Source organism: Leucobacter sp. wl10, from assembly GCF_003569785.1.
GTDB lineage: Bacteria > Actinomycetota > Actinomycetes > Actinomycetales > Microbacteriaceae > Leucobacter.
Window position 1 is genome coordinate 41291 of record NZ_KZ983992.1, and the last position, 25095, is coordinate 66385.

At 70.8% G+C, this 25095-nt stretch carries 24 protein-coding genes and 1 pseudogene; 14 read left to right on the plus strand and 11 right to left on the minus strand.

Annotated elements, in window-relative coordinates; all coding sequences use genetic code 11:
* Positions 1-140 precede the first annotated feature (140 nt).
* The 5 genes and pseudogenes from D1J51_RS07330 to D1J51_RS07350 all read right to left on the minus strand — a co-directional run bounded on the left by D1J51_RS07330 (position 141) and on the right by D1J51_RS07350 (position 5188).
* Entirely contained in the window at positions 141-1385 is a 1245-nt protein-coding gene (locus D1J51_RS07330; RefSeq protein WP_119074537.1) for an MFS transporter, read from the minus strand.
* Between the two features lie 12 nt (positions 1386-1397).
* A pseudogene (locus tag D1J51_RS07335) lies at positions 1398-2027 on the minus strand (IS630 family transposase); the annotation flags it as partial.
* A gap of 194 nt (positions 2028-2221) precedes the next feature.
* Complete coding sequence (locus D1J51_RS07340) at positions 2222-2851, minus strand: response regulator (protein ID WP_119074538.1); 630 nt, start codon at positions 2849-2851, stop codon at positions 2222-2224.
* A complete protein-coding gene (locus tag D1J51_RS07345; protein WP_119074539.1) occupies positions 2841-4034 on the minus strand; it encodes a sensor histidine kinase in 1194 nt (397 codons plus the stop codon). The genes D1J51_RS07340 and D1J51_RS07345 overlap by 11 nt, the downstream gene beginning before the upstream one ends.
* A complete protein-coding gene (locus tag D1J51_RS07350; RefSeq protein ID WP_205547798.1) occupies positions 4031-5188 on the minus strand; it encodes a DUF418 domain-containing protein in 1158 nt (385 codons plus the stop codon). The genes D1J51_RS07345 and D1J51_RS07350 overlap by 4 nt, the downstream gene beginning before the upstream one ends.
* A gap of 133 nt (positions 5189-5321) precedes the next feature.
* Here D1J51_RS07350 and D1J51_RS07355 point away from each other — a divergent pair, with 133 nt between their 5' ends.
* Positions 5322-5756 carry a nuclear transport factor 2 family protein gene (locus tag D1J51_RS07355; protein ID WP_119074541.1) on the plus strand — a complete coding sequence of 145 codons (435 nt, stop codon included), beginning with the start codon at positions 5322-5324 and terminating at the stop codon, positions 5754-5756.
* A 14-nt stretch (positions 5757-5770) separates the two neighbouring features.
* On the plus strand, positions 5771-6337 hold the full coding sequence (locus D1J51_RS07360) for a dihydrofolate reductase family protein (RefSeq protein WP_119074542.1): 567 nt from the start codon (positions 5771-5773) through the stop codon (positions 6335-6337).
* 269 nt (positions 6338-6606) lie between these two features.
* On the opposite strand, the gene D1J51_RS18345 is transcribed toward D1J51_RS07360, so the two are convergent.
* Positions 6607-7347, minus strand: a complete 741-nt coding sequence (locus D1J51_RS18345) for a hypothetical protein (protein WP_240423022.1) — start codon at positions 7345-7347, stop codon at positions 6607-6609.
* Positions 7323-7982 (minus strand): AAA family ATPase, encoded by a 660-nt coding sequence (locus D1J51_RS18350; RefSeq protein ID WP_240423024.1) that lies wholly within the window; start codon positions 7980-7982, stop codon positions 7323-7325. The genes D1J51_RS18345 and D1J51_RS18350 overlap by 25 nt, the downstream gene beginning before the upstream one ends.
* Positions 7983-8345: 363 nt before the next feature.
* On the opposite strand from D1J51_RS18350, the gene rsmI reads away from it, so the two are divergent.
* From rsmI to D1J51_RS07395, 5 genes are all read left to right on the plus strand, one after another.
* A complete protein-coding gene (gene rsmI / locus D1J51_RS07375) occupies positions 8346-9221 on the plus strand; it encodes a 16S rRNA (cytidine(1402)-2'-O)-methyltransferase (RefSeq protein WP_119074544.1) in 876 nt (291 codons plus the stop codon).
* Positions 9218-9706: a hypothetical protein gene (locus tag D1J51_RS07380; RefSeq protein WP_119074545.1), complete on the plus strand. Its 489-nt coding sequence runs from the start codon at positions 9218-9220 to the stop codon at positions 9704-9706. Before rsmI ends, D1J51_RS07380 begins: the two co-directional genes overlap by 4 nt.
* 121 nt (positions 9707-9827) lie before the next feature.
* Entirely contained in the window at positions 9828-10880 is a 1053-nt protein-coding gene (locus tag D1J51_RS07385) for an FKBP-type peptidyl-prolyl cis-trans isomerase (RefSeq protein ID WP_119074546.1), read from the plus strand.
* A 76-nt stretch (positions 10881-10956) separates the two neighbouring features.
* Positions 10957-12048 (plus strand): 1-deoxy-D-xylulose-5-phosphate reductoisomerase, encoded by a 1092-nt coding sequence (dxr, locus tag D1J51_RS07390; protein WP_119074547.1) that lies wholly within the window; start codon positions 10957-10959, stop codon positions 12046-12048.
* Positions 12049-12229: 181 nt separating this feature from the next.
* Positions 12230-13717: a M50 family metallopeptidase gene (locus D1J51_RS07395; protein ID WP_205547800.1), complete on the plus strand. Its 1488-nt coding sequence runs from the start codon at positions 12230-12232 to the stop codon at positions 13715-13717.
* 30 nt (positions 13718-13747) lie between these two features.
* Here the strand turns inward: D1J51_RS07395 and D1J51_RS07400 are convergent, their stop codons facing one another.
* Positions 13748-13990, minus strand: a complete 243-nt coding sequence (locus D1J51_RS07400) for a hypothetical protein (RefSeq protein ID WP_119074549.1) — start codon at positions 13988-13990, stop codon at positions 13748-13750.
* Between the two features lie 87 nt (positions 13991-14077).
* On the opposite strand from D1J51_RS07400, the gene D1J51_RS17870 reads away from it, so the two are divergent.
* The 5 genes from D1J51_RS17870 (at position 14078) to D1J51_RS07420 (ending at position 18838) form a co-directional block, all read left to right on the plus strand.
* A complete protein-coding gene (locus D1J51_RS17870; protein WP_162903710.1) occupies positions 14078-14236 on the plus strand; it encodes a hypothetical protein in 159 nt (52 codons plus the stop codon).
* A gap of 5 nt (positions 14237-14241) precedes the next feature.
* Positions 14242-15651, plus strand: a complete 1410-nt coding sequence (locus tag D1J51_RS18360) for a M15 family metallopeptidase (protein ID WP_240423026.1) — start codon at positions 14242-14244, stop codon at positions 15649-15651.
* Positions 15652-15746: 95 nt separating this feature from the next.
* A complete protein-coding gene (ispG, locus tag D1J51_RS07410) occupies positions 15747-16877 on the plus strand; it encodes a flavodoxin-dependent (E)-4-hydroxy-3-methylbut-2-enyl-diphosphate synthase (RefSeq protein WP_119074551.1) in 1131 nt (376 codons plus the stop codon).
* Positions 16878-16975: 98 nt separating this feature from the next.
* A complete protein-coding gene (locus D1J51_RS07415; protein ID WP_119074552.1) occupies positions 16976-17962 on the plus strand; it encodes an LOG family protein in 987 nt (328 codons plus the stop codon).
* A 159-nt stretch (positions 17963-18121) separates the two neighbouring features.
* Complete coding sequence (locus tag D1J51_RS07420; RefSeq protein ID WP_119074553.1) at positions 18122-18838, plus strand: AAA family ATPase; 717 nt, start codon at positions 18122-18124, stop codon at positions 18836-18838.
* 11 nt (positions 18839-18849) lie between these two features.
* On the opposite strand, the gene D1J51_RS07425 is transcribed toward D1J51_RS07420, so the two are convergent.
* Genes D1J51_RS07425 through D1J51_RS07435 form a run of 3 tightly spaced genes read right to left on the minus strand, consistent with a single transcriptional unit; the run spans position 18850 to position 23320 of the window.
* Positions 18850-21234, minus strand: coding sequence for an ATP-binding cassette domain-containing protein (locus D1J51_RS07425; protein WP_119074652.1), 2385 nt, complete (start codon positions 21232-21234; stop codon positions 18850-18852).
* A 38-nt stretch (positions 21235-21272) separates the two neighbouring features.
* Complete coding sequence (locus tag D1J51_RS07430) at positions 21273-22070, minus strand: response regulator transcription factor (protein WP_119074554.1); 798 nt, start codon at positions 22068-22070, stop codon at positions 21273-21275.
* The gene (locus D1J51_RS07435; RefSeq protein WP_240423028.1) at positions 22067-23320 is read right to left on the minus strand and encodes an ATP-binding protein; all 1254 of its coding nucleotides are present in this window, start codon (positions 23318-23320) and stop codon (positions 22067-22069) included. Before D1J51_RS07435 ends, D1J51_RS07430 begins: the two co-directional genes overlap by 4 nt.
* Before the next feature lie 143 nt (positions 23321-23463).
* Here D1J51_RS07435 and D1J51_RS07440 point away from each other — a divergent pair, with 143 nt between their 5' ends.
* Both D1J51_RS07440 and D1J51_RS07445 read left to right on the plus strand, forming a co-directional pair.
* Positions 23464-24492: a tripartite tricarboxylate transporter substrate binding protein gene (locus D1J51_RS07440; protein WP_119074555.1), complete on the plus strand. Its 1029-nt coding sequence runs from the start codon at positions 23464-23466 to the stop codon at positions 24490-24492.
* Complete coding sequence (locus D1J51_RS07445) at positions 24489-25094, plus strand: tripartite tricarboxylate transporter TctB family protein (protein WP_119074556.1); 606 nt, start codon at positions 24489-24491, stop codon at positions 25092-25094. Before D1J51_RS07440 ends, D1J51_RS07445 begins: the two co-directional genes overlap by 4 nt.
* Position 25095 lies beyond the last annotated feature (1 nt).

Below are 25095 nucleotides of genomic sequence, written 5' to 3' on the forward strand. Positions count from 1 at the left end.
TGAAACGCGGGCTGCGGGCGCCCTATTCCGTACGCCCGCCGAGACGGGACGGGTGCCGGAGCGGGCGCCGCGCGGGCGCGGGGAGGGAACCGGGACGAGGGGGGAGCGCGGGTGAGAAGCCCGGGCCGTCCTCCAGAGCCTCAGCGGGCGCCGCGCGGGGTGAGCAGCCAGTTGATCAGCCCCGCGAGCACGACGACCAGCCCCGCGCAAAGGGGCAGCACCATGGCGGCACCCGCCCCGAGTTCCTCGGCCACCGCGCCGGTGACGGCGGCGGCGAGCGACTGGCCGAGCATGATCCCGGACCCGAGCATCGTCATCACGGTGGCCGAGCGGCCCTCGGGGCTGCGCGCCGAGCCGAAGCCGTAGAGCGTCACCAGCAGGGGCCCGATCCCGACGCCCGTGACCGCGAGGCCCGCCGCCACGATCCCGACGCCGCTGCCGGCGCGGCCCGCCGAGGAGAGGATCGCCTCGCCCGCCACGATGCACAGCGCGAAGACGAGCCACCGGTAGCGCAGCGTGAAGCGCGGGGAGAAGAGCGCGACGCTGATGGCGAGGATCGCCGACCCCACGCCCATCACCCCGTAGAAGAGCCCGGCAGACTCGGCCGCCCCGCGCGCCTGCATGAACGCGGTGAGCGACGTGAGCGTCGTGCCGAAGACCATGCCCACGGCGAAGATGCCGACCACGACGACGAGCAGGGAGGGGCGCGCGAGCTCGGACGCCGGCGCGAGCGTCGCCGCACGCTCCTCCGGGGACTTGGCGTCGACGCCCGTGCGGTGCAGGGCGAAGGCGGTCACGAAGACCAGCGTGAGAGCCGCGGCCCCGGCGATCGGCGCCCACGCCCCCATCGTCGTGGCGAGCAGGCCCACGATCACCGGTCCGAACACGAAGATGATCTCGTCGGCCGCCGACTCGTAGGCGAGCACGGTCGAGATGGTGCGGGGCCGGCGCGCCGCGGGCAGCTCCCGCTGGACGATCGTCACGAGGCGCGACCGCGACATGGGCGAGGTCTGCGGCACCGAGGCGCCCACGAGAAACGCCGAGGCGAACACCGCGGGCGAGGGGAGCGGGCTGTAGGCGACCCAGGCCAGCAGCCCGAGAGCCGCGCTGTTGACGCAGGCGGCGGCCAGCAGGGTCGGACGCTGGCCGTAGCGATCGGCCGCGGCCCCGACGAGCGGCCCGAACATCGCCGACGCGATGCCGACCATCGCCGAGCCCAGCCCCGCGATCTCGACCGACCCGCGCACCGAGACCAGCAGGGTGAGCACGCCGACGACGCCCATGGCGAAGGGCAAGCGCGCGACGAGGGCGAGCGGGAAGTAGAGGAGCCCGGTGCGGGCGATCAGGGTGTCGCGCCGGGCCGGGGCGCTGCTCGAGGAGTGCATAGCCGAGCAAGCCTAGCAGGGCGCCCGACCGGCGCCGCGGGCGACCTTCTCCAGGATGGATTCTGCTGAGGCGGTCCAGACCAGGGGTCTTGGGTCGTCGTTGTGGGTGTCCATGTAGTCCTCGATCGCTGCGATGAGCTCGGGGACGGAGCGGAACACGCCGCGTCGGAGGGCCTTGTCGGTCAGTTCCCGGAACCACCGTTCCACGAGGTTGAGCCACGACGACGAAGTCGAGGTGAAGTGCAGATGGAACCGCAGGTGTCTGCCCAGCCACTTGCGCACATCGGCGTGCTTGTGAGTGGCGTAGTTGTTCAGGATCAGGTGGATCTGCAGCTCCCGCGGCACGTTTTTCTCGATCGTCTTGAGGAAGGTGAGGAACTCCTCGTGACGGTGCTTGGGCAGGCACTGACCGAACACCTTCCCGGTGGCCACTTCCAGCGCCGCGAGTAACGTCGTGGTGCCATGGCGTTTGTAGTCGTGGGTCATCGTGCCCGCCCGTCCTCGCTTCAGCGGCAGTGACGGCTGGGTGCGATCCAGCACCTGGAGCTGACTCTTCTCGTCCATGCACAGCACGATCGCCTGCTCCGGCTGATTCAGATACAGGCCGACCACGTAGACGAGCTTGGTCTCGAACTCGGGGTCCATCCGTGTTCGCACACACACGGCATGCACACACTGATCGCAGTCGCAGTTGATGGGAGAGAAATCCGGGGAGCGAAACATGCAGGCGGGACACGAACATTCCTGACGGCCGCCTTCAAGCATCGAAGCGGTGTCGTGATCCGGCAAGAGATTGTCTCGCCGTCTCGGTGAGACTCCCGCATCGAACGGGAGACTCAGAGCAGCCCGAGCTCATATGCCGACGACACCGCGGCCGCACGGTCGGGAGCGTCCAGTTTGCGGAAGATGTGCTGTAGATGCGTTTTCACGGTGGACTCCCCGACGTAGAGCGCGGCGCCGATCTGCCGATTCGTCATGCCGCTCGCGACGAGCCTGACGACCTCGACCTCCCGAGCGGTGAGCACCGGGCCCTCGGCGGCCGACGCTCGGAGGATCTGCTCGGAGACCGGGCGGGCGTACACCCGACCGCCCTGCGCGACGACGCGGACGGCCCGGTAGATCTCTTCGCGCGAGGCGTCCTTGAGGAGGTATCCGCCGGCATCCGCGGAACGCGCGGCGGCGATCTCGGCGTCGGTGTCGTACGTGGTGAGGACGAGTGTGCGCACAGCGGGGTGCTGTGCGGCGATCGCCCGCAGCAGCTCGAGGCCTCCGCCGCCCGGCATCCTCAGATCCGTGATCACCACGTCGATGCTCCCTCGCTGGAGGTTCGCGAGCGCCTCTTCGGCGCTCGCCGCCTCGCCGACGACCACCAGATCCGGCACCGGTTCGAGCTGTCCGCGCAGGCCGTCGCGCACGATCGGATGATCGTCCACGAGAAGGATGCGGATCGCGCCGTCACCGGTCATCGCTGACCCCCGGCGCGAGCGGGACGCTGACGGTCACCGTCGTTCCGCGGCCCGTGACAGAGTGGACGGCGACCGACCCTCCCACCCCCTCGGCGCGCTCGCGCATGAGCTTCAGCCCCTGTCCGCCCGGCCGGTGCGCCCGCGACCGCAGTCCTGCGCCGTCGTCGGAGACGTCCAGCGCGATCGCATCCTCGAGGTAGGAGAGCGTGACGTGGACGAGTCGCGCATCCGCATGCCGTGCGGCGTTGGTCAGCGCCTCCTGCGTCGCGCGGACGAGTACGTGCTCGATCGGCTCGGGGACCTGCGTCTCGGTCCCCGTGATCTGCAGGATCACGGGCATCCCGTTAGAGCGCTGGAACCCCGACGTGACCGCTGCGAGCGCACCGGGAAGCGACCGCGTCGTCAGCACAGAAGGCCGGAGCGCCGTGATGGCACGGCGCGCCTCGGCGAGCGTCTCACGCGCGGCGTCCGCCGCGACCCGGATGCGCTCGCGCACCGGATGCGCCGGGTCGGAGACGGCGTCGGCGGCCTCCAGTTGGCTGAGCACCCCGGTGAGGCCGGCGGCGACGGTGTCGTGCAGCTCGGCGGCCAGGCGCGCCCGCTCCCCGATCCGTCCGGATTCACGCGCGTCGGCCACCAGCTGCTCCTGGAGCGCCCTGTTGACCGCGAGCGCCCGCTCCAGCCGGTCCGCACTGCGCTCGAGCGCCCGGATGGACCAGCCGGCGGCGCTCGCCAGTGCGCCGCCGCCGACGATCGCCGCGACGTTGTCGAAGGTGGGGTTCAGCATCCAGGGGATGGCGAGTGCGAGAACTCCGGTGAGGGCGATCCCGACGTAGGCCCAGGGGCCGGGCAGGGCGACGAACGCGAGCGCGAAGCACGCCAGATAGACGGGGAGGAAGCTGAAGCTGATCCCGCAGAGCGCCGTCGCGGCCGCCAGCATCCCGAAGAAGTAGACGGCCATCGGCAGCAGGCTCGTCCCGAGCCAGCGAGGGTGCCGGATCGCCCACCACCAGTGCCATGCGGCGGCGGCCACGGCGAGTGCAAGCATCCAGGCGAGCGAATCCGGCGACGGTTTCTCGGCCACCGTGATGACGAGCGTGACGGCGAGGAGCGCGTACGGGATCAGGAGCCAGAATCCGTCGATCGGGGCTCCATGCGGACGGCTCGCGCCCACGAGGTTCATGGCTGCATTCTAGTTACCCCGGCGCTCCCGTTGATGCGGCGCAGGCGTCGCATCAGGCGCTCGGCCGGCCCCGGCAAGCCTCGCCGCTCCAAGCCCGCTGACACCGCGACGGTGGTGAGCCAGGTGCACAGTGCCAGCGCGGCGGCACCGGCCGTGCCCAGCGTGGCGCCCCAGCCCAGCGTGTGCGCCGGAAGGAGCATGGCGAAGACGACGGTCTGCGCGAGATAGGCGCTGAGCGATCTCCTGCCGGTGGCCTGCAGCGCACGCATCACCGGCCCCGGTTCCCGTGCCGGGACGAGGATGGCGATGAGGGCCAAGGTCCCGAATCCGGCGAGGACCCCGGTGAGGATGTGAGCCCATGACAGCAGCGCGATGGCCGGGAACGGCGGCGTCCAGATGCCGACGGTCGCCGCTGCCATCCCCACGCCACCGACGATGCCCGCGAGGATCCCCGTCGTCGCGGTGACTCGCAGCAGCCGCCGGTACGCAGACGGTCGCTCCAGGATCCTGTGCCGCCCTGCCCACATGCCGACCAGGACGGCGCTGACGACCGAGAGCAGGCCGAACGGCGTCATCAGCCATTCGACCAGTCGCCAGGCGGCCGCCTCGGCTGGATCGTCGATGGCGTAGGACCAGAGGAACCCACGCTGGTCCGTCACTTCGGGGTTCGCGTAGACGAGCCCCTGCAGGGCCGAGGCCACGACTAGCCATCCGGCCGCCATCGTCAGCAGGGCCCTATCGCTCATTCGGGTGCGAGCGGCGAGGACGACGCCGATCAGCCCGTACCAGCCGAGCACGTCCCCGGAGAACGCGACCAGCGCGTGCACGAAGCCGAATCCGATCAGGATGACCGATCGGCGCCGGAGGGCGGCCGAGACCGTCCGCTCGCTCGCGCCTTCGGATCGCAGCCGGTCCGCGATCCGGACAATCCCGTACCCGAAGAGCGCGGCGAACAGCGGATAGGCCCTGCCGTCGACGAAGGTCACCATCAGGAAGGTGGTGACGCGGTCGAGGACGTCACGCTCGACGATGTGCTGGCGCAGGCCGTACGGGCGTCCGTACAGGTAGATCATCACGTTCGCGAGTGCGATGAGCGCGAGCATCAGCCCCCGCGCGATATCGGGCGCGAGCGACCGCTCTGGCTGGGCGGCCATCGATGACCTGTTCTCGTGCGGAGACGACATGGACCACACGGTAGGCGGTGTCCGGCGCCCCCGAATCCACCGATCGGTCGATGCGCGGTGACAGACCCGGGAGCACACTGGAGCCAGCCGGAAGGAGTTCATCATGACCGATCGACCACGCGAGCAGGGCGGTGCGTCCGGCACCGATGCAGGTGGACGCCTCGACGAGCTCACCGAGATCGAGCGCAGCCTCTGGTCGAACGATGCCGCGATCTATGCGACGACGTTCCTTCCCGAAGCCGTGCTCGTCTTCGAGAACGTGGGGCGGATCGGTAGGGACGACGCGGTGGCGGCGATCCACGGCGAGGTCGCAGCCGGCCGGCACTGGACGCAGGTGGACTCCGCCGATGTCACACTGATCCGCCCCGACGAGGGCGTCGCCGTGCTCTCCTACCGCGCTCGCGCACGGTGGAATAACGAACCCGCGCCGTCCGAGTACATCTGTACGACGGTGTATGCGCACCGGGATGCCCGATGGCGAGTCGTGGCGCATCAGCAGACGTCCGCGCCGGCACGACGCGGTCACGAGCGGCCGTGAGCGACGGAGGGGCCATGCGCACGTTGGCGGTGACGCAGAACATCACGCTCGACGGATCCGTCGAGATGCTCGACGACTGGTTCGAGCCGCAGGGCGCCGACGGCGTCGACGAGTCCGACATCATCGCCGAGGTGCGTCGTCAGGATCGCAACGCCGACGCGCTGATCCTGGGACGACGGACGTTCGTCGACATGCGCGCCTACTGGCCCCGGCAGCGGGGCAGCGACACGACCGGGGTCAGCGAGTATCTCGACCGCGTCGCCAAGTTCGTCGTGACATCCACCCTGACCGATGCCGCATGGCGGAGAACCGAGCTCGTCAGGGAGGATCCGATCGCCTTCGCCAGGCGCATCAAGGCGATGCCGGGCAAGGACATCGTGGTCACCGGCAGCATCCGGCTGTGTCACGCGCTGATCGCAGCAGGACTCGTGGACGAGTATCGCCTCTTCGCCTATCCCGTCGTGCAGGGTCGTGGACGCCGCCTCTTCCCCGAAGGTTACCGCTTCGACGGTCTGCGCGCGCTCGAGGCGACCGTCTTCCGTTCGGGCATCGTGTACAGTCGGTACGCCGCGCGCACCTGATCTAGGCTGAAGGGGTCCCACCGTGAAGGTGGGACCCCTTAGGGGAGCAAAAGTAGTGGCGTCTTGATCGGCTAGTTTCTGCGGTTCTCAGTCTACTGCGACAGGCTGACGAACGGTATGGAAGCGCGGTGCTCCGCCGCCCGGCCGCTTACAGGCCGCGTGTTGGCCCATCACTGTCCGACCCGGGGCGATGCTGCCAGGGGTCGCGGAACGGATCGAGGCTGGCATCGCCTCGACCCTGCTCCCGACCATGTTTTGCGGCATCGGGTCTATGTGTCGGCTTCCCGCTGGTGTCGCACCGGGTGCGCGCGCGGGTAGCGACTTCTTCGGCGAGGTAGCGGTGCCGGGGCAGGAGTTGACCGGCCGGATAGGTCGCGGTGAGCATTTCGATGCACTCTTGGGCGGTGGTGTAGCCGAGCCGGCTGAACAAGATCACGGCGTCTTCGAGGTCGCGTTCGTCCCGTGAGGCGTGCAGCTTCATCGCCAGGAGGTAGCCGGGTGAGGGCGCCGACGTAGACGCCTGCCGCGCTGGTCGCCCCCGACAACATCGTGTGCGAGGCATCGACGGTTGCGCCCTGGACGCCGTAGGCGGTCGCGGCATACGACAGGTGCGCGTGCTCTCCCACGTACTCGGCAGGGAGCGCGACCGTGCGCAGGTGCTTGCCTGCGTTGCTGACCTCGCGGGCGTAGACGGTGCCCTCGTCGGTGACGCGCTGCACGAGCCATTGCTGCCGGTTCGCTACACCGAGGTCGCTGCTGTTCTTGCGCGTCTGGATCAGGTCGCCAGCCCCGATGCTCAGCCCGTCGCTGCCGGTCGCGGTTACCGTGTCGTCGACCTCGCCGCGCTCGACCCTCCCGGTGCCGATGCGCTCGTTCAGCTCGGCGGCTTCGTCGTTCGTGGCGACCGTGATCGCTTCGCCGTCCTGGGCGTGGGCGGTGATGTGCTCGCGGGCCGCGTCCTCGTCGGTGTGCAGGGTGACGAGGTTCATCGCGGCGAGCTGGTCGAACACTTCGCCGGGGTGCTCCCGTCACGCATCGCCAGCGTCAGCGCCGCGTACTCGGGATCGGTGAATCGGTGGAATTCGGTCATGTCGTAGGTGCGGCCCCTGATCTGCGCGGCCATGTCGAGCACCCCGCCACGACCAACGGCTGGCAACTGTGTTCGGTCGCCGACGAGCGCGACCGTCGCCCCTTCCTCGGCGGTGACGGCCAGGAGTGCGTGGGCGGTGTCTTGGTCGAGTATCCCGGCCTCGTCCACGATCACCCGCTCACCCCGAGCAAGCACCGCATCGCGCGGCGGGCCGGTGTAGATGTTCCCCGTGTCGGGGTCGAGGTCGCCGGGGTTGAGTCGTGTCCATGCGCCGTCCTCGTTCCAGCGCCAGCCGTGCGCGTAGACGAGCGCCGCGACGGAGGTTGCGGGCACGCCGAGTTCCTGGTGCGCGACCTGCGCCGCCCGCAGCCTCGGCGCAACCACCCTCGACGCGCGCCCATCGGTGGCCGCGACTTCGATGGCGATGCCGAGCATGGTGGTCTTGCCCGCGCCCGCCGCGCCCTCGACAATCACGAGCGGATCGGTCGAGGCGACCGCAGCGGCGACCACGGTCTGCCCGGTGTCGAGTCCTGCCGCTTGCGCGGCGTCGGTCACGGCGGGATGCTTCGGCTCCCTGAGAGGGTGATGTGCCGATAACAGCCGGTATATTGCCGGACGTGGTAGTGGTCCAGCCCGGTCTGGCCTTTGGCGGCCTGGAAGGTCTCCTCGATCACCCACCGGGCGTCGGCGACACGGACCAGCTCCGCGAGCTTGGTGGGGTTGGTGGGATCGGTGCGTTTCGGCGGCTTTCGGGCAGGGGGTCGCGCCGGGCGTCGTATCCCGGTCGTCCACTGGGGCCATTGGTCGTGTCTGTCCCGCGCCGCCATGCGCGACTCCCAGCACGCCGGACGTTAGGAAAGCCCCGACCGGCGCCGCGGGCGGTCCGCGCAGCGCCCGGTCCGGGCATACGATGGAGGCATGATCCTGCTCGCCGCGACCCCCATCGGCAACCTGGGGGATGCGTCGCCCAGGCTGCGCGAGACGCTGGAGCGGGCGACGGTCGTGGCCGCCGAGGACACACGCCGCACGGCGCAGCTGCTGCGCCTGCTCGGCATCGAGCACCGGCCCGAGCTCGTCGCGCTGCACGACCACAACGAGCACGAGCGCGCAGCCTCCCTCGTGGAGCGCGCCGCGGACGAGGACGTGGTGCTGGTGAGCGACGCGGGCATGCCGACCGTCTCCGATCCGGGATTCCGCGTGGTGCAGCTCGCGGCCGAGAGCGGCGTCGAGGTGAGTGCGATCCCGGGGCCCAGCGCCGTCATCACGGCACTCGCCGTGGCGGGCCTCCCCACCGACCGCTTCGCCTTCGAGGGGTTCCTGCCGCGCCGGGCCGGGGAGCGATCCCGCGCCCTCGAGCAGCTGTCGACCGAGCGCCGCACCCTCGTGCTCTTCGAGTCACCGACTCGGCTGGCCGCCGCGCTGAACGATCTCGCGCGGATCTTCGGAGAGGACCGTCCGGCGGCCGTCTGCCGCGAGCTCACCAAGCTGCACGAGGAGGTGCGCAGGGGCACGCTCGGCGAACTCGCGGCGTGGGCGGCGGAGGGCGTGCGCGGCGAGATCGTGCTGGTGGTCGGCGGCGCCCCGCAGCTCGAGGCGTCGCCGGAGACGGCGCTCGCCGAGGTGCAGCGGCGCGTGGCCGATGGCGAGCGGCTCAAGGACGCCACCCGCGCCGTCGCCGGGGCGACGGGGATCTCCGCCCGGGAGCTCTACGCCGCAGCGCTCGCGGCGCGCGCCTCGAAGCCGACGGCGGGCCGAGGAATCGCAGGTGCGCGATCGGAGGAGGACGACGCATGAACGAGCAGGTAGCGGCCCAGCGGCGGCGGATCGGGATCGAGCTGTGGCGGTTGGCGCTCCCCGTGCTGTGGTTCGGCATGATCGCCGCCATCTCCTTCATCGAGGCGCCCCTCAAGTTCCAGGCGCCGGGCATCACCATCCCCCTGGGGCTCGGGATCGGGCGCCTCGTGTTCGCGGCGCTGAACCTCGTGGAGGGCGCGATCCTGCTCGCCCTGACGATTCTCAGCTTCTGGCCCGCGGCCGCGCGGATCAGCGGCGCCCGGCTCGGGATCTGGTTCGGCCTGCTGCTGGTGTTCGCGTTCAAGGTGGCCGCCGTGCGGCCGCCGCTCAACGCGCGCACCGACCTCGTGCTGCAGGGGGCGGATCCCGGGCAGTCGCCGTGGCACTACGTCTACATCGCGTGCGACCTCGTCACGATGGCTCTGCTCGTGGCGCTCGCGGTGGCCACTGCCCGGGCGATCCTGCCGGCGCCCGCGAAGCGCTGATCCCGCGCCCCGCTTCAGCGCTCTCCGGGGCCGCTCTCAGGTCGCGGGCAGTCGGATGCGGAATACTTCGGAACGACCTCATCGGCCGATCGGCCCCGTCGTGTGTAAGGAACCATCCACTGTGAAACTCTCCCGCGTCCTTCTTCCCGTCGCGCTCGCCGGCGCTCTGCTGATGACCGCCTGCTCGGCGGGAGGCGCGCCTGCGCAGGACTCGGCAGGAGCGGACTGCCTCCCCGCAGGCAAGGCCAGCGACTCCGTCGAGGTGAAGGGCAACGTCGGCTCCGGCCTCAAACTGACCTCGAAGACCCCGGTCTCGGCGAAGAAGTACGAGCGCTCGGTGCTGAAGCCGGGCAAGGGCGGCACCGCGAAGGATGGCCAGGCCGTCAGCGTCGCCATGACGATGTTCAGCGGCTCCGACGGCTCGGTGGTGCAGGAGCTCCCGGAGTCCAGCGTGCCGTTCAGCAAGAACGGGCTGACCGGCTGGGCGTACGAGGGGCTGCGCTGCGCGACGACGGGCGAGCAGGCGGCGGTCATCGCCCCCTACGCCGAGGTCTTCGGCAAGGCCAAGCCGGAGCAGACCGGCGTCCCCGGCATCACAGAGAAGGACTCCATCGTCATCGTCATGGAGTTCGGCAAGATCACCGACGCGAAGGACGCGCCGGCGCAGCCGGGAACCCTCAAGCCCGACCAGCTGCTCAAGAAGGCCGAGGGCACCGCGAAGAAGGCGCCCTCCGGCTTCCCGGCGGTGGAACTCGCGAAGGACGGCTCGCCCACGATCACCATGCCCAAGGGCGCGGAGGCTCCCAAGGATCTCTCGATCGCGACGCTCATCCAGGGCAACGGCGACAAGGTGCAGCCCGGAGACCGCGTCTACGTGAACTACCGCGGCGTGATCTGGCGCACCGGCGAGGAGTTCGATTCGAGCTGGAGCCGGGGCCAGCCCGCTCCCTTCGTCACGAATGAGGTCGTCCCCGGCTTCACGAAGGCGCTCGAGGGGCAGAAGGTCGGCTCGCAGATCATCGCGATCCTGCCGCCCGCCGAGGGCTACGGCCCGAACACCGCGGCGCAGCTCAAGCGGGGAAACCCCAACTTGGACGTGACGAACGACGACACGCTCGTCTTCGTGTTCGACATCCTCGGCACCGTACCCGCCGGTTCGCAGCAGGCGCAGTAGCCGCCGCGCCCGCCGCGGCCTCCCGCGCGAGCGGCGGAGGCTGCGGCGCTCGCGCCGAACCGCCAGAATGGAGGGCATGAGGCGCGTCGTCATTCTGGGATCCACCGGCTCGGTCGGCGAGCAGGCGCTCGACGTGATCCGCAGGAACCCGTCGAGGTTCCAGGTCGTGGGGCTGGCGGCGGGCCGGCGGGCCGACCGGGTGCGGCAGCAGGCCGACGAGTTCAACGTCGAGCACACCGCGCTCGGCGTCGACGAGGCCGTCAAACTGATCCGGGAGGTGCCCGCCGACGTCGTGCTCAACGGCATCACCGGATCGATCGGCCTCGCGGCGACGATCGCGGCCCTCGAGGCGGGGCGCACGCTGGCGCTCGCGAACAAGGAGTCGCTGATCGTGGGCGGCGACCTCGTCACCCGCATCGCCGGCCCGGGCCAGATCGTGCCCGTGGACTCGGAGCACTCCGCGATCGCGCAGGCGCTGCGATCGGGCCGCGTCGACGAGGTGCGGCGACTCGTGCTCACCGCCTCGGGCGGCCCGTTCCGCGGTCGCAGCCGCGCCTCCCTGCGCGACGTGACGCCCGCCCAGGCGCTCGCGCACCCCACCTGGAAGATGGGCCGCGTGGTCACGACGAACTCCGCGACCCTCGTCAACAAGGGGCTCGAGGTCATCGAGGCGCACCTGCTGTTCGGCGTCTCGTACAGCGACATCGAGGTGGTCGTGCACCCGCAGTCGATCGTGCACTCCATGGTCGAGTTCGTCGACGGATCCACCATCGCCCAGGCCTCGCTCCCCGACATGCGCCTGCCCATCGCGCTCGGCCTGACCTGGCCCGAGCGCCTCGCGAACGCGAGCGCCCCCCTCGACTGGAGCGGGGCGAAGAGCTGGGACTTCGAGCCGCTCGACTCCGAGGCATTTCCCGCGGTGGACCTGGCGAAGGAGGTGGGGCGCGCCCGCCGCACCTACCCGGCCGTGTACAACGCCGCCAACGAGGAGGCGGTGGAGGCGTTCCACGCGGGCAGGATCGGCTTCCTCGACATCGTCGACACGGTGCGCGCGGTGCTCGAGGCGCACGCGGCTTCGGAGCAGCTCACGCTCGAGTCGCTCGCGGAGGCGGAGCGGTGGTCTCGGGAGCGCGCGCAACGGGTGATCTCTGCGCGCGGGGCGCGCTGATCCGGTGCCTCGCGTGCTCCCTCGCGCGGCCCGCACCTTCGAGCACCGATTCACCGCAAAGCACCGGTCTTCGCGCAGCGCGAGGTGCACGGCGGCGGATCGGTGCTCGAGGACAAGCCGTCTCCGAGCGGCGGCGGGGCGCTCCCCGAAACTCCACAGCGCCGCACACTAGCCTGAGTGCGTGACTGAGGTGCTGCTCTACCTGCTCGGGATCGCGATCATCCTGGCTGGTCTCGCCGTGTCCATCGCGCTGCACGAGATCGGCCACCTCGTGCCGGCCAAGCTCTTCGGCGTCAAGGTGACGCAGTACATGGTCGGTTTCGGCAAGACGCTGTGGTCGCGCAAGAAAGGCGAGACCGAGTACGGGGTGAAGGCGATCCCGCTCGGCGGCTACGTGGCGATGACCGGCATGTACCCGCCGCAGAAGCCGGGCGAGGCGCCGCGCGCGTCGACCACGGGCTTTCTCAACTCGGTCGTCGAGGAGGGTGCGGGCCCCGTGAAGCGGGCCTCGCGGGGCGATGTGGTCGCCGAGATCGAGCGCGTCGGCGATCCCGTGCCCGCCGCGGGCGGCGGTGGTCCGGGCGGATCGGCGCTCGATGAGGAGGGGCCGCGGCGCGGACTCGGCGGACTCGTGGACGATGCCCGGCTGGCGAGCGCCGAGACGATCGAGGCGGGGGAGGATCACCGCACCTTCTACCGGCTTCCGGTCTGGAAGAAGATCGTGATCATGCTCGGCGGGCCGCTCATGAACCTCGTGCTCGCGTTCGTCTTCTTCGGGATCGTGCTCGTGGGCTTCGGCCTGCCGCAGAGCAGCACCACCCTCGGCAGCGTGAGTCAGTGCCTGCTGTCGGCCTCGAGCACGGCGACCGCCTGCGGCAGCGGCGATCCGGCGGCCCCAGCCGCCGAGGCCGGGTTGCGCCCCGGAGACCGCGTGATCGAGGCCGACGGCACCGCGATCGAGAGCTGGGAGCAGTTCCGGGGCATCGTGGGCGACGCCCCGGGGCGCGCCCTGCGCGTGACGATCGAGCGCGACGGGGCGCAGGAGGAGTTGCGGCTCACGCCGGTCGCGAACGAGCGGGCGGTCGTAGATGAGAGCGGGCAGCCCGTGACGGACGCGAACGGGGATCCGGTCACCGAGACCGTCGGCATGATCGGAGCGACTCCGGCATCGGAGACCGTCTCGCAGCCGATCACCGCGGTGCCCGCGTTCGTGGGGCAGAACGTCGAGCGGGTCGTCGGGGTCGTCGTGCGGCTCCCGGAACGCATGGTCGACATCTGGAACGCCGCATTCGGCACCGAGGAGCGCGACGCGAACGGGCCCATGAGCGTCGTGGGCGTCGGCCGCCTCGCCGGCGAGGTCGTGAGCCTCGACGAGGCACCCGTCGCGGCGCGCGCGCAGATGATGTTCGGGCTGCTCGGCTCGCTCAACGTGGCGCTGTTCGTCTTCAACCTGGTGCCGCTCATGCCGCTCGACGGCGGCCACATCGCCGGGGCGCTCTACGAGGGGGCGAAGCGGGGGATCGCGCGGCTGCGCCGCAAACCCGACCCGGGCCCCATCGACACCGCGAAGATGGTGCCGGTCACCTTCGCCGTGGTCGTGGTGCTCGGAGCCATGAGCGCGCTGCTGATGTACGCCGACATCGTGAAACCGGTGTCGCTGTTCGGCTGACCGCCTCGCGGTCGGAGCGCCCGCCTGCGCTCAGAGCCCGCCCTCGCCCGCCTCTTCCCGCATCTTGCGGCTTCGGCGCTTCGTGTAATCGATCATGCTCGCGAAACACTGTCCGATCGAATCGAAGGCGTCGATGAGCTCGCCCTCGGCGAGCCAGAGCACTCGCCTTCCCACGACGCCGTCATCGACCGGCATCACGAACAGGTCGGCCTGTTCCAGACTCGCGGCGATGGGCAGCAGGCCTTCCGGCGACCGGCCGATGCGATCGAGCATTTCCGGCGAGTACTCGAAGGTCTCCCGCGCCGAATCCAGCAGCGGCCCGGCGACGAGTTCGTCGACGCCGAGCAGCGTGATGTGCTGGTGGAAGCACCTCCACCCGTCGGCATAGCGCAGGAGTCCGCGGTGCTCGCGGTCGAATGGCGGGTGATACCGGTCGAGGGGCTCGTGCGCGGCGTCGCGTCCACGCGGATCGCCGACGGCCTCGTCTCGGCGTCTGCCATCCGCGCACGTTTAGAATGAGTCGGGTGAACCCCCCTCTCCCGCCCCCCGACCCAGTCGCTGCCGAGAGGCCGCCGGCCGGCCGGCCGTCGGCCCCCCGCGCCAAGCGGCGCCGCGCCACCTTGTTGATGCTCGGACTGGCGGCGGTGCTCCTGGCCGCGGTCGCGACCTTCTGGACCGCTCAGGTCCTCGCGGGGCGCGAGGCCAGCGCCGGTTACGAGGCCGCGCTGCAGCGGTGGGAGACCCCCTCCGAAGAGGCGGCTCGCGCGACGGAGCTCGCCGGCGCGATCGCCGACTTCGACGAGGAGCTGGACGGGGCCCGCACGTTGTCGGAGGTGCTACCCGAGGCGCTGGCCGGAACGGAGTCGAAGGCCGCGCTCGCCGCGGCCGTGACCTCGGGGGCCGAGGCGCGCGACGCGCTGGGTGAGACCGGAGCCGAGGGGGCAAGGCTGCCCCCGCATGCCGTCGCACCCGAGAGCGTTGACGGCCTGCGCAAGGCGACGGCGGCCATCGAGGCAGCGCTCGCCTCGCGCGAGCGGGCGCAGCGCAACGCCGAGGAGTCGCTCCGGACCGTGACGCAGCAGCGAGAGACTCTCGCCGCCGCCGCGGACGCCGCCCGCTCCGCGCTCGTCGCCGGAGCCGCGACCCAGGCGGAGCCGCTCACCTCGGCGTCGCCCGAGGCGCTCCAGGCCCTCGCCGACGCGAGCAACGCCGCGTCGACCTCGCCGCTTCCCGGCGCCGCCGCCGCGGCGGCGGCGCTCGTGGCCGCGCTCGACAAGGTCCGGGCCGAGCACGATGCGGCGGTCGCGGCCGCCGAGCAGAAGACCGCCGAGCGGGTGCGGTCGGCCGCGACCGCCGACGATCCCGCCTCGATCACCGTGGTCGTGAACAAGCAGCGCCCGTTCAATCCGATCGACTGGGAGCCGGGCGACCTGCGCACGCCGGCCGGGATCCCGAACACCAACGGCCAGCCCGTGCGCGGCGAGGCCGCCACCGCGCTCGAGTCGATGTATGCGGAGGCCTCGGCCGCGGGCCTCCCGTTCACCATCACGAGCGCGTACCGCAGCTACGCGTACCAGACGTCGCTGTTCGACAGCTACGTCGCCCGAGACGGGCTCGCTGCCGCGGAGACCTATTCGGCGCGGGCGGGATACTCCGAGCACCAGACCGGGCTCACCGTCGACCTCGACGACGGCTCGGGCTGCACGCTCGAGAGCTGCTTCGGCGAGACCGCGACGGGGCAGTGGCTCCGCGCGAACGCCTCCCGGTTCGGGTACATCCTGCGCTACGACGCGGGGCAGGAGCCGATCGTCGGCTTCATCTACGAGCCGTGGCACTTCCGCTACGTCGGCGCGGCGGTCTCGGAGGACATGCGCTCGCGCGGCATCGTGAACCTCGAGGACTACTTCGGGCTGCCCCCGGCCCCGACCTACTGAGCACCGACGCGTCCCGCACGCGTCATCTCGGCACTGTGTGCGCGTGTGCAAGAGCGGGCGGTAGACTCGAGCCCGTGGCAGCAGTCAATCTGGGAATGCCGACGACTCCCGAGGTGCTCGCGCCGAGGCGCAGATCCCGCGAGATCGCGGTCGGGTCGGTGCGCGTCGGCGGCAGCGCCCCGATCTCGGTGCAGTCGATGACCACCACGCCCACCACCGACATCAATGCGACGCTGCAGCAGATCGCAGAGCTCACCGCGGCCGGGTGCGACATCGTGCGGGTCGCCTGCCCGAGCCGCGACGACGCCGAGGCGCTGCCCATCATCGCGAAGAAGTCGCAGATCCCGGTCATCGCCGACATCCACTTCCAGCCGAACTACGTGTTCGCGGCGATCGACGCAGGCTGCGCGGCGGTGCGCGTCAACCCCGGCAACATCCGCAGGTTCGACGACCAGGTGGGGGAGATCGCCCGGCGCGCCGGGGCCGCGGGCGTCTCCCTCCGCATCGGCGTGAACGCGGGATCCCTCGACAGGCGCCTGCTCGAGAAGTACGGCAAGGCGACCCCGGAGGCGCTCGTCGAGAGCGCCGTGTGGGAGGCCTCGCTGTTCGAGGAGCACGACTTCCACGATTTCAAGATCTCGGTCAAGCACAACGATCCGATCGTCATGGTCAAGGCGTACCGCATGCTCGCCGAACGCGGCGATTGGCCCCTGCACCTCGGCGTGACCGAGGCCGGCCCCGCGTTCCAGGGCACGATCAAGAGCGCGACTGCCTTCGGCATCCTCCTCTCCGAGGGCATCGGCGACACGATCCGGGTCTCACTCTCGGCCCCGCCCGTCGAGGAGGTCAAGGTGGGCCTGCAGATCCTGCAGTCGCTGAACCTGCGCGAGCGCAAGCTGGAGATCGTGTCCTGCCCCTCGTGCGGGCGGGCGCAGGTCGACGTCTACACGCTCGCAGATCAGGTGACGGCGGGGCTCGAGGGCATGAGCGTGCCGCTGCGCGTCGCCGTGATGGGCTGCGTCGTGAACGGCCCCGGTGAAGCGCGCGAGGCCGACCTCGGCGTCGCCTCCGGCAACGGCAAGGGGCAGATCTTCGTGAAGGGCGAGGTCGTCAAGACCGTGCCCGAGAGCGAGATCGTCGCGACGCTCATCGAGGAGGCGAACCGGATCGCCGACGATATGGGCCACCAGGCGGGCACGGGCGCGCCCGAGGTCGTCACCGCCTGAGCGGACGTCCCGCCGGTGCCGCGGCCGGGCAGCGCCGATAGGCTGGCAGGGTGGAAGCACCATCGAACGACGACGCACTGCGGGAAGCCCTGGACCGCATGATCGCCGACACCGGGATCACCGCGCAGCGCAGTCTGATCCGGCGTATCCTCACGGCCGGCATCGGGCTGGGGCAGGATGACACGAGCCGCCTCAATCTGAAGATCACGGCGGCCGCGGTCGAGGAGATGCGCACCGCGTTCCGCCTGTTCGCGCCGTACGTGGACACACCGAAGGTCACGATCTTCGGCTCCGCGCGAACGCGCGTCGGCGATCCGCTCTGGCTCGCGGCCGAGGCCGCCGCGCGAGGGCTCGCCGAGCAGGGGTGGATGGTCGTGACGGGCGCGGGTCCCGGCATCATGGAGGCCGCGGCCACCGGTGCGGGGCCGGATCGGTCGCTGGGCGTCTCCATCAGCCTGCCGTTCGAGGAGCGGCCCAGCGCGGCGACCGCCACCGACGATCGCCGGGTGGCCATGAAGTACTTCTTCACGCGCAAGCTCATGCTGGTGAAGGAGTCGCGCGGCTTCATCTGCCTGCCGGGAGGGTTCGGCACCATGGACGAGACCTTCGAGCTGCTCACGCTGCAGCAGACCGGCAAGATGGTGCCCATGCCGATCGTGCTGCTCGATCGCGTCGGAGGCACCTTCTGGCGCGGCTTCGCGAGCTTCGTGACGGAGGAGCTCGCGGGCTCGGGCCTGATCTCCGTCAACGACCTCGACCGGGTGCTCGTCACCGACTCGGTCGACGCCGCGATCGAGGCGATCGCCGGGTTCTGGCGCAACTACGACTCGCTCAGGTGGTTCGACGACGAACTCGTGATGCGGCTGCGGGCCGCCCCGAGCGACGCGGAGCTCGCCGACCTCAACGACCGGTTCTCCGGCCTCTGCCTCAGGGGTGGCATAGAGCGTGCCGAGACGCGCCCCGCCGAGGTCGCCGAGGGGGATCGGCCCGACCTGCCCCGCATCGCGCTGACGCCGCGGCAGCGGGGGGTGGGGGACCTGTACCGCCTGATCCGCGCGGTCAACGAGCTGCCGAGCGCGCCGTAGTTCGCGGCCGGTGCCGGGGGCCGCGCGGGGTCTCCCGGCTCCGGCGGATCGCCTCCCGGTGCTCCGCGGGGACCATCCGACATCCGTCGAGACCGCAACTGGGTATCGATGCTCCCCGCCCACCTTGGCCGGGCCCCGGCGCTGTGGCAGGCTGGGGGAATGGTCGAGTTCAGCGCGCTGCCCATACGACGGGTCGAGCGGGATCCGAGCTCGCGGATCGACCCGCGAGAGTGGGTCGCGCGGATCCCGGCAGTGAGGCAGCTGCTCGAGGACGGGCTGGATCTGGGCTCGTTCACCGTGTTCGTCGGCGAGAACGGGGCCGGCAAATCGACCATCGTCGAGGCGATCGCGTCGGCGTTCGGGCTGAACCCGGAGGGCGGCACCAGCAGCGCGATGCACCGTACGCAGATCACGGAGTCGCCGCTCGACGAGTATCTGCGCGTCGTCCGCGGTGCGGGTGCTTCACGCAGGGGGGTGTTCCTCCGCGCCGAAACCATGCACGGCCATCTCGGCTACCTCGAATCGATCGAGTCGCCCGGGCGGCTGGGCCACCAGAGCCACGGGGAGTCGTTCGTCGAGTACTTTTCGAACCGCTCGGCGATCGATGGGCTGTGGCTGCTCGACGAGCCGGAGTCGGCGCTGTCGTTCTCGAGCTGCCTGTCGCTGATCCTGCACCTGCGGAGTCTCGTGTCCGAGGGATCGCAGGTGATCCTCTCCACGCACTCTCCGATTCTCGCGGCGGTGCGCGGCGCGGACATCTACGAGTTCGGAGACTGGGGGATGCGCCTCGCAGAGTACGACGATCTCGAGATGGTGCGGAACTGGCGGCTCTTCCTCGACGCCCCGGAACGGTTCTTGCGGCACCTCTCAGGCTGAGATCCGCGTTCTCACGGAAACGCGACGTACTCCGCGAGGTGCTGGCCGGTGAGCGTGGATCCGTCGGCGACGAGGTCGCGCGGGGTGCCCTCGAAGGCGATCGCGCCGCCCTGGGCTCCGGCGCCCGGACCGATGTCGATGATCCAGTCGGCGTGCGCCATGACGGCCTGGTGGTGCTCGATCACGATGACGCTCTTGCCCGCGTCCACCAGCCGGTCGAGCACCCCGAGCAGCTGCTCCACGTCGGCGAGGTGCAGGCCGCTCGTGGGCTCGTCGAGCACGTAGACCTCGGCGTCCTCGATCATGTGGATCGCGAGCTTGAGCCGCTGCCGCTCCCCGCCCGAGAGCGTCGACAGCGCCTGCCCGAGCTTGAGGTAGCCGATGCCGACGTCGACGAGGCGCTCGAGGATCTTCACGGCCTTCGGGATCCTCGCCTCCGCGCCGGTCTCGGCGCCGCCGGAGAAGAACTCGAGCGCCTCGGTCATCGACAGGTCGAGCACGTCGGCGATGCTCTTGCCCCCGAGGGTGTACTCGAGTACGGCCGCGTCGAAGCGCTTGCCCTCGCACAGCCGGCAGACGCTCTCCATCGTGGCCATCATGCCGAGGTCGGTGTAGATGATGCCGGCCCCCTTGCACTCGGGGCACGCCCCCTCCGAGTTCGCGCTGAAGAGCGCGGGCTTCACGCCGTTGGCCTTCGCGAAGGCCGTGCGCACGGGGTCGAGCAGGCCGGTGTAGGTCGCCGGGTTGGATCGGCGCGACCCCTTGATCGCGCCCTGATCGACCGCCACGACCCCTTCGCGGTTCGACACGTAGCCGTGGATCAGCGAGCTCTTGCCCGAGCCCGCAACGCCCGTGATCGCGCACAGCACGCCGAGCGGCACGTCGACGTCGACGTCGCGCAGGTTGTGGAGGTCGGCCCCGCGCACCTCGATGGCGTCCGTCGAGGCGCGCACGGCGTCCTTGAGACGCGCCCGGTCGTCGAGGTGGCGGCCGGTGAGCGTCGCCGAGGCGCGCAGGGCCTCCACGGTGCCCTCGAAGCAGATCTCGCCGCCATCCGCGCCGGCGTGCGGCCCAAGGTCGACCACGTGGTCGGCGATCGCGATCATCTCGGGCTTGTGCTCGACCACCAGCACCGTGTTGCCCTTGTCGCGCAGCTTGAGCAGCAGCTGGTTCATGCGCTGGATGTCGTGCGGGTGCAGTCCGATGGAGGGCTCGTCGAAGACGTAGGTGGCGTCGGTGATGGGGGAGCCGAGGTGCCGGATCATCTTGGTGCGCTGGGACTCGCCGCCCGAGAGGGTGCCCGTCGGCCGCTCCAGGGACAGATAGCCGAGGCCGATCTGCACGAACGAGTCGAGCGTGTCGGCGAGCTTCTCGATGAGCGGCGCCAGGCCGGGGTCTTCGATGGCGCGCACCCACCCGGCGAGGTCGGAGATCTGCATGGCGCAGACGTCGGCGATGGAGCGGCCTTCGATCTTCGAGGAGCGCGCCGTCTCGTTGAGCCGGGTGCCGGTGCACGCCGGGCACTCGTGGAACACGATCGCGCGGTCCACGAAGGCGCGGATGTGGGGCTGCATGGCCTCGCGATCCTTCGACAGCATCGACTTCTGGATGCGCGGGATCAGGCCCTCGTAGGTGAGGTTGGCGCCCTCGACCCTGACCTTCGTCGGTTCCCTGCGCAGCAGGTCCTCGAGCTGCTGCTCGGTGAATTCGCGGATCGGCACGTCCATGGGCAGCAGGGCCGAGAACAGGCGCCCGTACCAGCCGTCCATGCTGTAGCCGGGCACCTTCAGCGCGCCCTCGCTCAGGGACTTCTCGGCATCGTAGAGCTCGTCGAGCGCGAAGTCGCTCACGCTGCCGCGGCCCTCGCAGTTCGAGCACATGCCGCCCAGCACCTCGAAGCTGCGGCGCTCCTTCACCTGCTTGCCGCCCCGCTCCATCGTCACCGCGCCCGCCCCGCTCACGGAGGCCACGTTGAACGAGAACGCGTTGGGCGAGCCGATGCGCGGCCGCCCCAGACGGGAGAACACGATGCGCAGCATCGCGTTGACGTCGGTCGCGGTTCCGACCGTCGAGCGCGGGTTCGCCCCCATGCGCTCCTGGTCGACGATGATCGCGGTCGTCAGCCCCTCGAGCACGTCGACGTCGGGCCGCGACTGCGACGGCATGAAGCCCTGCACGAACGCGCTGTAGGTCTCGTTGATGAGCCGCTGCGACTCGGCCGCGATCGTGCTGAACACGAGCGAGCTCTTGCCCGAACCCGATACTCCCGTGAACGCCGTGAGCCGCCGCTTGGGCAGTTCGACGCTGACGTCCTTGAGATTGTGCTCGCGGGCTCCCTGCACGCGGATGCGATCGTGGCGGTCGGCGGGGTGCGTGATGGCGCGCTCGTCGGTCATGGGCACAGCGTAGCGCGGGGGTCGGACATCGGGCTTCTTCATTCCTGATCGCCGCGGCCGAGGTGCGACGGGGCCAGGCGGTAGAGCACCTCGGGCCGCCCCCGTCTCCCGTACCGGTGCGCCAGGTCGATGGCGCCCTCGGCCACGAGGTAGTCGAGGTATCTGCGCGCGGTCGCGCGCGAGATCGAGCAGCGCTCGGCGAGCTCCGCGGCCGAGACGGCCGCGACCGGGTCGATGACCTTCAGCACGCGCGCGAGCGTCACCTCGGAGAGGCCCTTCGGGAGGCGGGCGGCCTCTCCTCGCCCCTGCCCGGCGGCCGGCGCGGCGCGCGCGCCCGGGCCGCGCGGCCCTCCCCGCTCCCCCGAACCGGGGACGCGGATCCTGCCCGTCGAGAGCAGCCGATCGATCTCGCCCTGCCCGAGCGGTCGATCGCGCTCGTTCCGCTCCCGGGCCCGTCGCTCGGCCCGGTACACGCGAAGGCGATCGCGCAGCATCTCCTGGGTGAACGGCTTGACGAGATAGCCCACGATGTGAGCTGCGAGGGCTTGCCGCACCGTCACCTGGTCCCGGGACGAACTGATGACGAGCACGTCGGGGGAGCGCGCGCCGAGCGTGCGCAGCCGATGGAGCACCTCGACGCCGCTGATGTCGGGCAGCCGCATGTCGAGCAGGATCAGGTCGACCCCGCCCCGGCGGCCGCGCTCCACCGCTGCCTCGCCGCTGCCCGCCGCACCGACCAGCGAGAAGCCGGGAGCCCCCGAGACGAACCGGCTGTGCAGGGAGCGCGCACCGGGGTCGTCGTCGACCACGAGCACGCGGATCGTCTCGTCGCTCATCGCCTCACCGCCATCTCGAACGCGAAGCGCGCTCCGCCCCTCTCGGATCCGCCGAGCTCGATCGTGCCGTGCCGGGCCGCGACGGCCCGCCGCACGAGGTCGAGGCCGAGCCCCCGTCCCGTCCCCGTCGGATCCGGCTTCGAAGTGTAGCCGACCGCGAAGATCCTCTCCGCCTCCCGCGGATCGATCCCCGGCCCGTCGTCGTCCACCGATCCCCGCAGCCGGTCGCCGCTCTGCGCGAGCGCGAACCGCACCAGCGTCGCGCCCGCCTCGCCGCCGTTGCGGCAGAGGTTGGCCGCGACGAGCAGCACCTCCTCGTCGACCTCGTCGACCACGTCGATCTCGGTCTCGAGCCGCGCCCCGAGAGCCCCGAGCTCCGCCCGCAGCGCCTCGATCGTCGCCCGGAGCAGCGGCTGTCCCGAGAGCGACTCGTCGTGCGACCCGGTGAGCACCGGCGTCACCCCGTCGATGTAGGCGAGCGCCTCCCGGGTGTCGCCGTGCGAGACGAGGCCGTGGATGACGTGCAGACGGGTGCTGAACTCGTGCGACTGCTCGCGGAGGGCCGTCGCCGTGCGCCGCAGCCGCTCGTGCTCGCGCGCGGCTCCGTCGAGGCGCCGGAACCGCCGCTCCAGCGCCGCCGCCAGCAGGGAGCTCGCGAGCGTGCCGAGCACGAGCGCGCCGAGCGCCCAGGGGAGGAGCTGCCGCAGGGCCTCGTCCCGATCGGCAGCGATGCGCGCCTCCAGTATGCCGACCGAGAGCGTGCCGATCACCCGGTCGGCCCCGTCGCGCACCGGCACCTTCGCGCGCAGCGTCGAACCGAGCGTTCCGGTCTCGGTGCCGAGGAACTCCTCGCCCGCGAGCACGGCCGAGTTGTCGGTCGACACCGGCTCTCCGCGCTCCGCCGCAGTCGGATGGGTGATGCGGATCCCCGCCGCGTCCGTGATCACCACGAACTCGACGCCCGAGGCGCGCTCGATCACGTCGGCGAGCGGCTGCAGCTCGGACGTGGCCCGCTCGCGACCCGCGCTCGACCCCTCGGCCTCGGCGCGCTGCAGCGCGCCTCTGACCTGGCTGAGCCCCGCGAGCGTCCTCGCGACGTCCTGCACGCGCTCCCCGGTCGCGGTGCGAACGCTGCGCTCCTGCACCGCCGCCGCGATGCTCGCCGTGAGGCCCACCGAGACGAGCACGATGAGGCTCGGCAGCAGCAGGACCGCCAGGCGCATCGCGAGCGGACGGATCCGAATCGCCACCGTCGCACCTCCTCGCGGACTCTCCGTCGGGCCGTGAGCATCAAAGAGCAAAAAAGCGCATCACGTGGTCGAGACCGCTTACCCGTCTGTCATTCTAGTTACCGCAGTCGGATGACGATGGAGTCTGCACGAAGGAGTGGAACATGACGGCAGCATCGGCGGAGCGCGGGCAGGAACCGCCCGCCCGGAGACGAACGGGGAGACTCGTGGCGCGCGCCATCGGCGGGCTCATCGCGGTGGGCGCCATCGGGATCGCCTCCTACGGGTCGGTCAGCTCGGCGGCGCAGGGCGACGACATCTCCTCCTCCATGACCGTCATCGCTCCCGCCGCCGCGGGCGGCGGCTGGGACGGGCTCGCCCGCGAGCTGCAGCAGGCGCAGAAGGCCAACGGCCTCGTCAACAACGTGCAGGTCGTCAACATGCCGGGCGCGGGCGGAACCATCGCGCTCGGCAACGTGTCGGTGCTCTCCGGCCAGCCGGGCAACATCCTCGTCGGCGGGACCGGCCTGCTGGCCGCGACCATCCAGTTCGACTCCGCGGCCACCCTCGACGACGTGACCCCGCTCGCGGTGGTGGTCGAGGAGTACGACGTGATCGTGGTGCCGGCCGACTCGCCCTACAAGACCCTCGACGACCTCGTCGCGGCGTGGCGGGAGGACCCGAAGGCGCTGCCCTGGTCGGGCGGGGGCTCGTTCGACCAGCTCGTCGTCACCGACCTCGCGCTCGCCGCCGGCATCGATCCCGTCGACACGACCTACATCCCCTCCGACGGAGGCGGCGAGGCGATCCAGGCGATGCTCAACGGCACCGTCGCGGCCGCGGCCGGCGGATACCCCGACAACATCGACCAGATCGAGTCGGGCCGCCTGCGCGCGCTGGCCCTCGTCGCCCCCGAGCCCGTCGAGGGCATCGACATCCCCACCGCACGCGAGCAGGGCTACGACATCACGCTCACGAACTGGCGCTCGCTGTCGGCCCCGTCGGGGCTGACCGACGAGCAGACCGGGTCGCTCGTCGACCTCGTGCTCAAGACCCTGGAGACGCCCGAGTGGCGCGACGCGATCGATCGCTACTACTGGACCGAGAAGGTCATCACGGGCGATGAGCTCGACCGCTTCCTCGCGGAGGAGCGCACGCGCATCGAACAGCTGTACGAGGAGATGGGACAATGACGCCGTCGAACAACCCCACATCGCTCTCGGCCGTCGTCGGCGAGGAGCTCGAGCTGGGCCGAGGATCGAGCCCGAACGCCGTGCTGGTGAAGCATCTCGTGATGCCCGCGGTGCTCGTCGCGTTCGCCAGCTACCTGCTCGTCGGCATCCTCACCATGCGGGTGCCGGAGGGCGTGGTGTTCCCCGGTCCTCAGTTCCTCCCCTCGATCATCGCCGCGGGGCTGTACCTCTTCGCCGCGCTGCTGATCGTGAGAGCGCTGCGAGAGCGCGCCGAGGCCGCGGCTCGGCGCGCCGAGGAGGCCGAGCTCTCGCTGCTCACCGACGAGGAGGAGCAGGAGCGGGGAACGGGGGTCGGCATCGACTGGGGGTCGATGATCTGGATCGTCGGCTCCTTCGTCGGCTTCACGCTGCTGCTCCCGCTGCTGGGCTGGATCATCGCCGCGGCGCTGCTCTTCTGGTGCGTGGCGCGGGCGTTCGGGGCGAAGAAGCGCCCGGTCTTCAACATGCTGGTGGGGCTCACCGCCAGCTCGCTCGCCTACATCGCGTTCGACATGCTGCTCGGGCTCTCGCTGCCCTCCGGCATCCTGGGTTGGGGGTTCTGAC

Bases quoted from the DNA above. Each gene is read 5' to 3' on its own strand.
- D1J51_RS07360 (WP_119074542.1), top strand. From the start codon at position 5,771: ATGCGCACGTTGGCGGTGACGCAGAACATCACGCTCGACGGATCCGTC.
- ispG (WP_119074551.1), top strand. From the start codon at position 15,747: ATGCCGACGACTCCCGAGGTGCTCGCGCCGAGGCGCAGATCCCGCGAG.
- D1J51_RS07430 (WP_119074554.1), bottom strand. From the start codon at position 22,070: ATGAGCGACGAGACGATCCGCGTGCTCGTGGTCGACGACGACCCCGGT.
- D1J51_RS07420 (WP_119074553.1), top strand. From the start codon at position 18,122: ATGGTCGAGTTCAGCGCGCTGCCCATACGACGGGTCGAGCGGGATCCG.
- D1J51_RS07350 (WP_205547798.1), bottom strand. From the start codon at position 5,188: ATGGCCGCCCAGCCAGAGCGGTCGCTCGCGCCCGATATCGCGCGGGGG.
- rsmI (WP_119074544.1), top strand. From the start codon at position 8,346: ATGATCCTGCTCGCCGCGACCCCCATCGGCAACCTGGGGGATGCGTCG.
- dxr (WP_119074547.1), top strand. From the start codon at position 10,957: ATGAGGCGCGTCGTCATTCTGGGATCCACCGGCTCGGTCGGCGAGCAG.
- D1J51_RS07345 (WP_119074539.1), bottom strand. From the start codon at position 4,034: ATGAACCTCGTGGGCGCGAGCCGTCCGCATGGAGCCCCGATCGACGGA.
- D1J51_RS07440 (WP_119074555.1), top strand. From the start codon at position 23,464: ATGACGGCAGCATCGGCGGAGCGCGGGCAGGAACCGCCCGCCCGGAGA.
- D1J51_RS07415 (WP_119074552.1), top strand. From the start codon at position 16,976: ATGATCGCCGACACCGGGATCACCGCGCAGCGCAGTCTGATCCGGCGT.
- D1J51_RS07425 (WP_119074652.1), bottom strand. From the start codon at position 21,234: ATGACCGACGAGCGCGCCATCACGCACCCCGCCGACCGCCACGATCGC.
- D1J51_RS07380 (WP_119074545.1), top strand. From the start codon at position 9,218: ATGAACGAGCAGGTAGCGGCCCAGCGGCGGCGGATCGGGATCGAGCTG.
- D1J51_RS07355 (WP_119074541.1), top strand. From the start codon at position 5,322: ATGACCGATCGACCACGCGAGCAGGGCGGTGCGTCCGGCACCGATGCA.
- D1J51_RS07445 (WP_119074556.1), top strand. From the start codon at position 24,489: ATGACGCCGTCGAACAACCCCACATCGCTCTCGGCCGTCGTCGGCGAG.
- D1J51_RS07400 (WP_119074549.1), bottom strand. From the start codon at position 13,990: ATGCTCGATCGCATCGGCCGGTCGCCGGAAGGCCTGCTGCCCATCGCC.
- D1J51_RS07340 (WP_119074538.1), bottom strand. From the start codon at position 2,851: ATGACCGGTGACGGCGCGATCCGCATCCTTCTCGTGGACGATCATCCG.
- D1J51_RS07330 (WP_119074537.1), bottom strand. From the start codon at position 1,385: ATGCACTCCTCGAGCAGCGCCCCGGCCCGGCGCGACACCCTGATCGCC.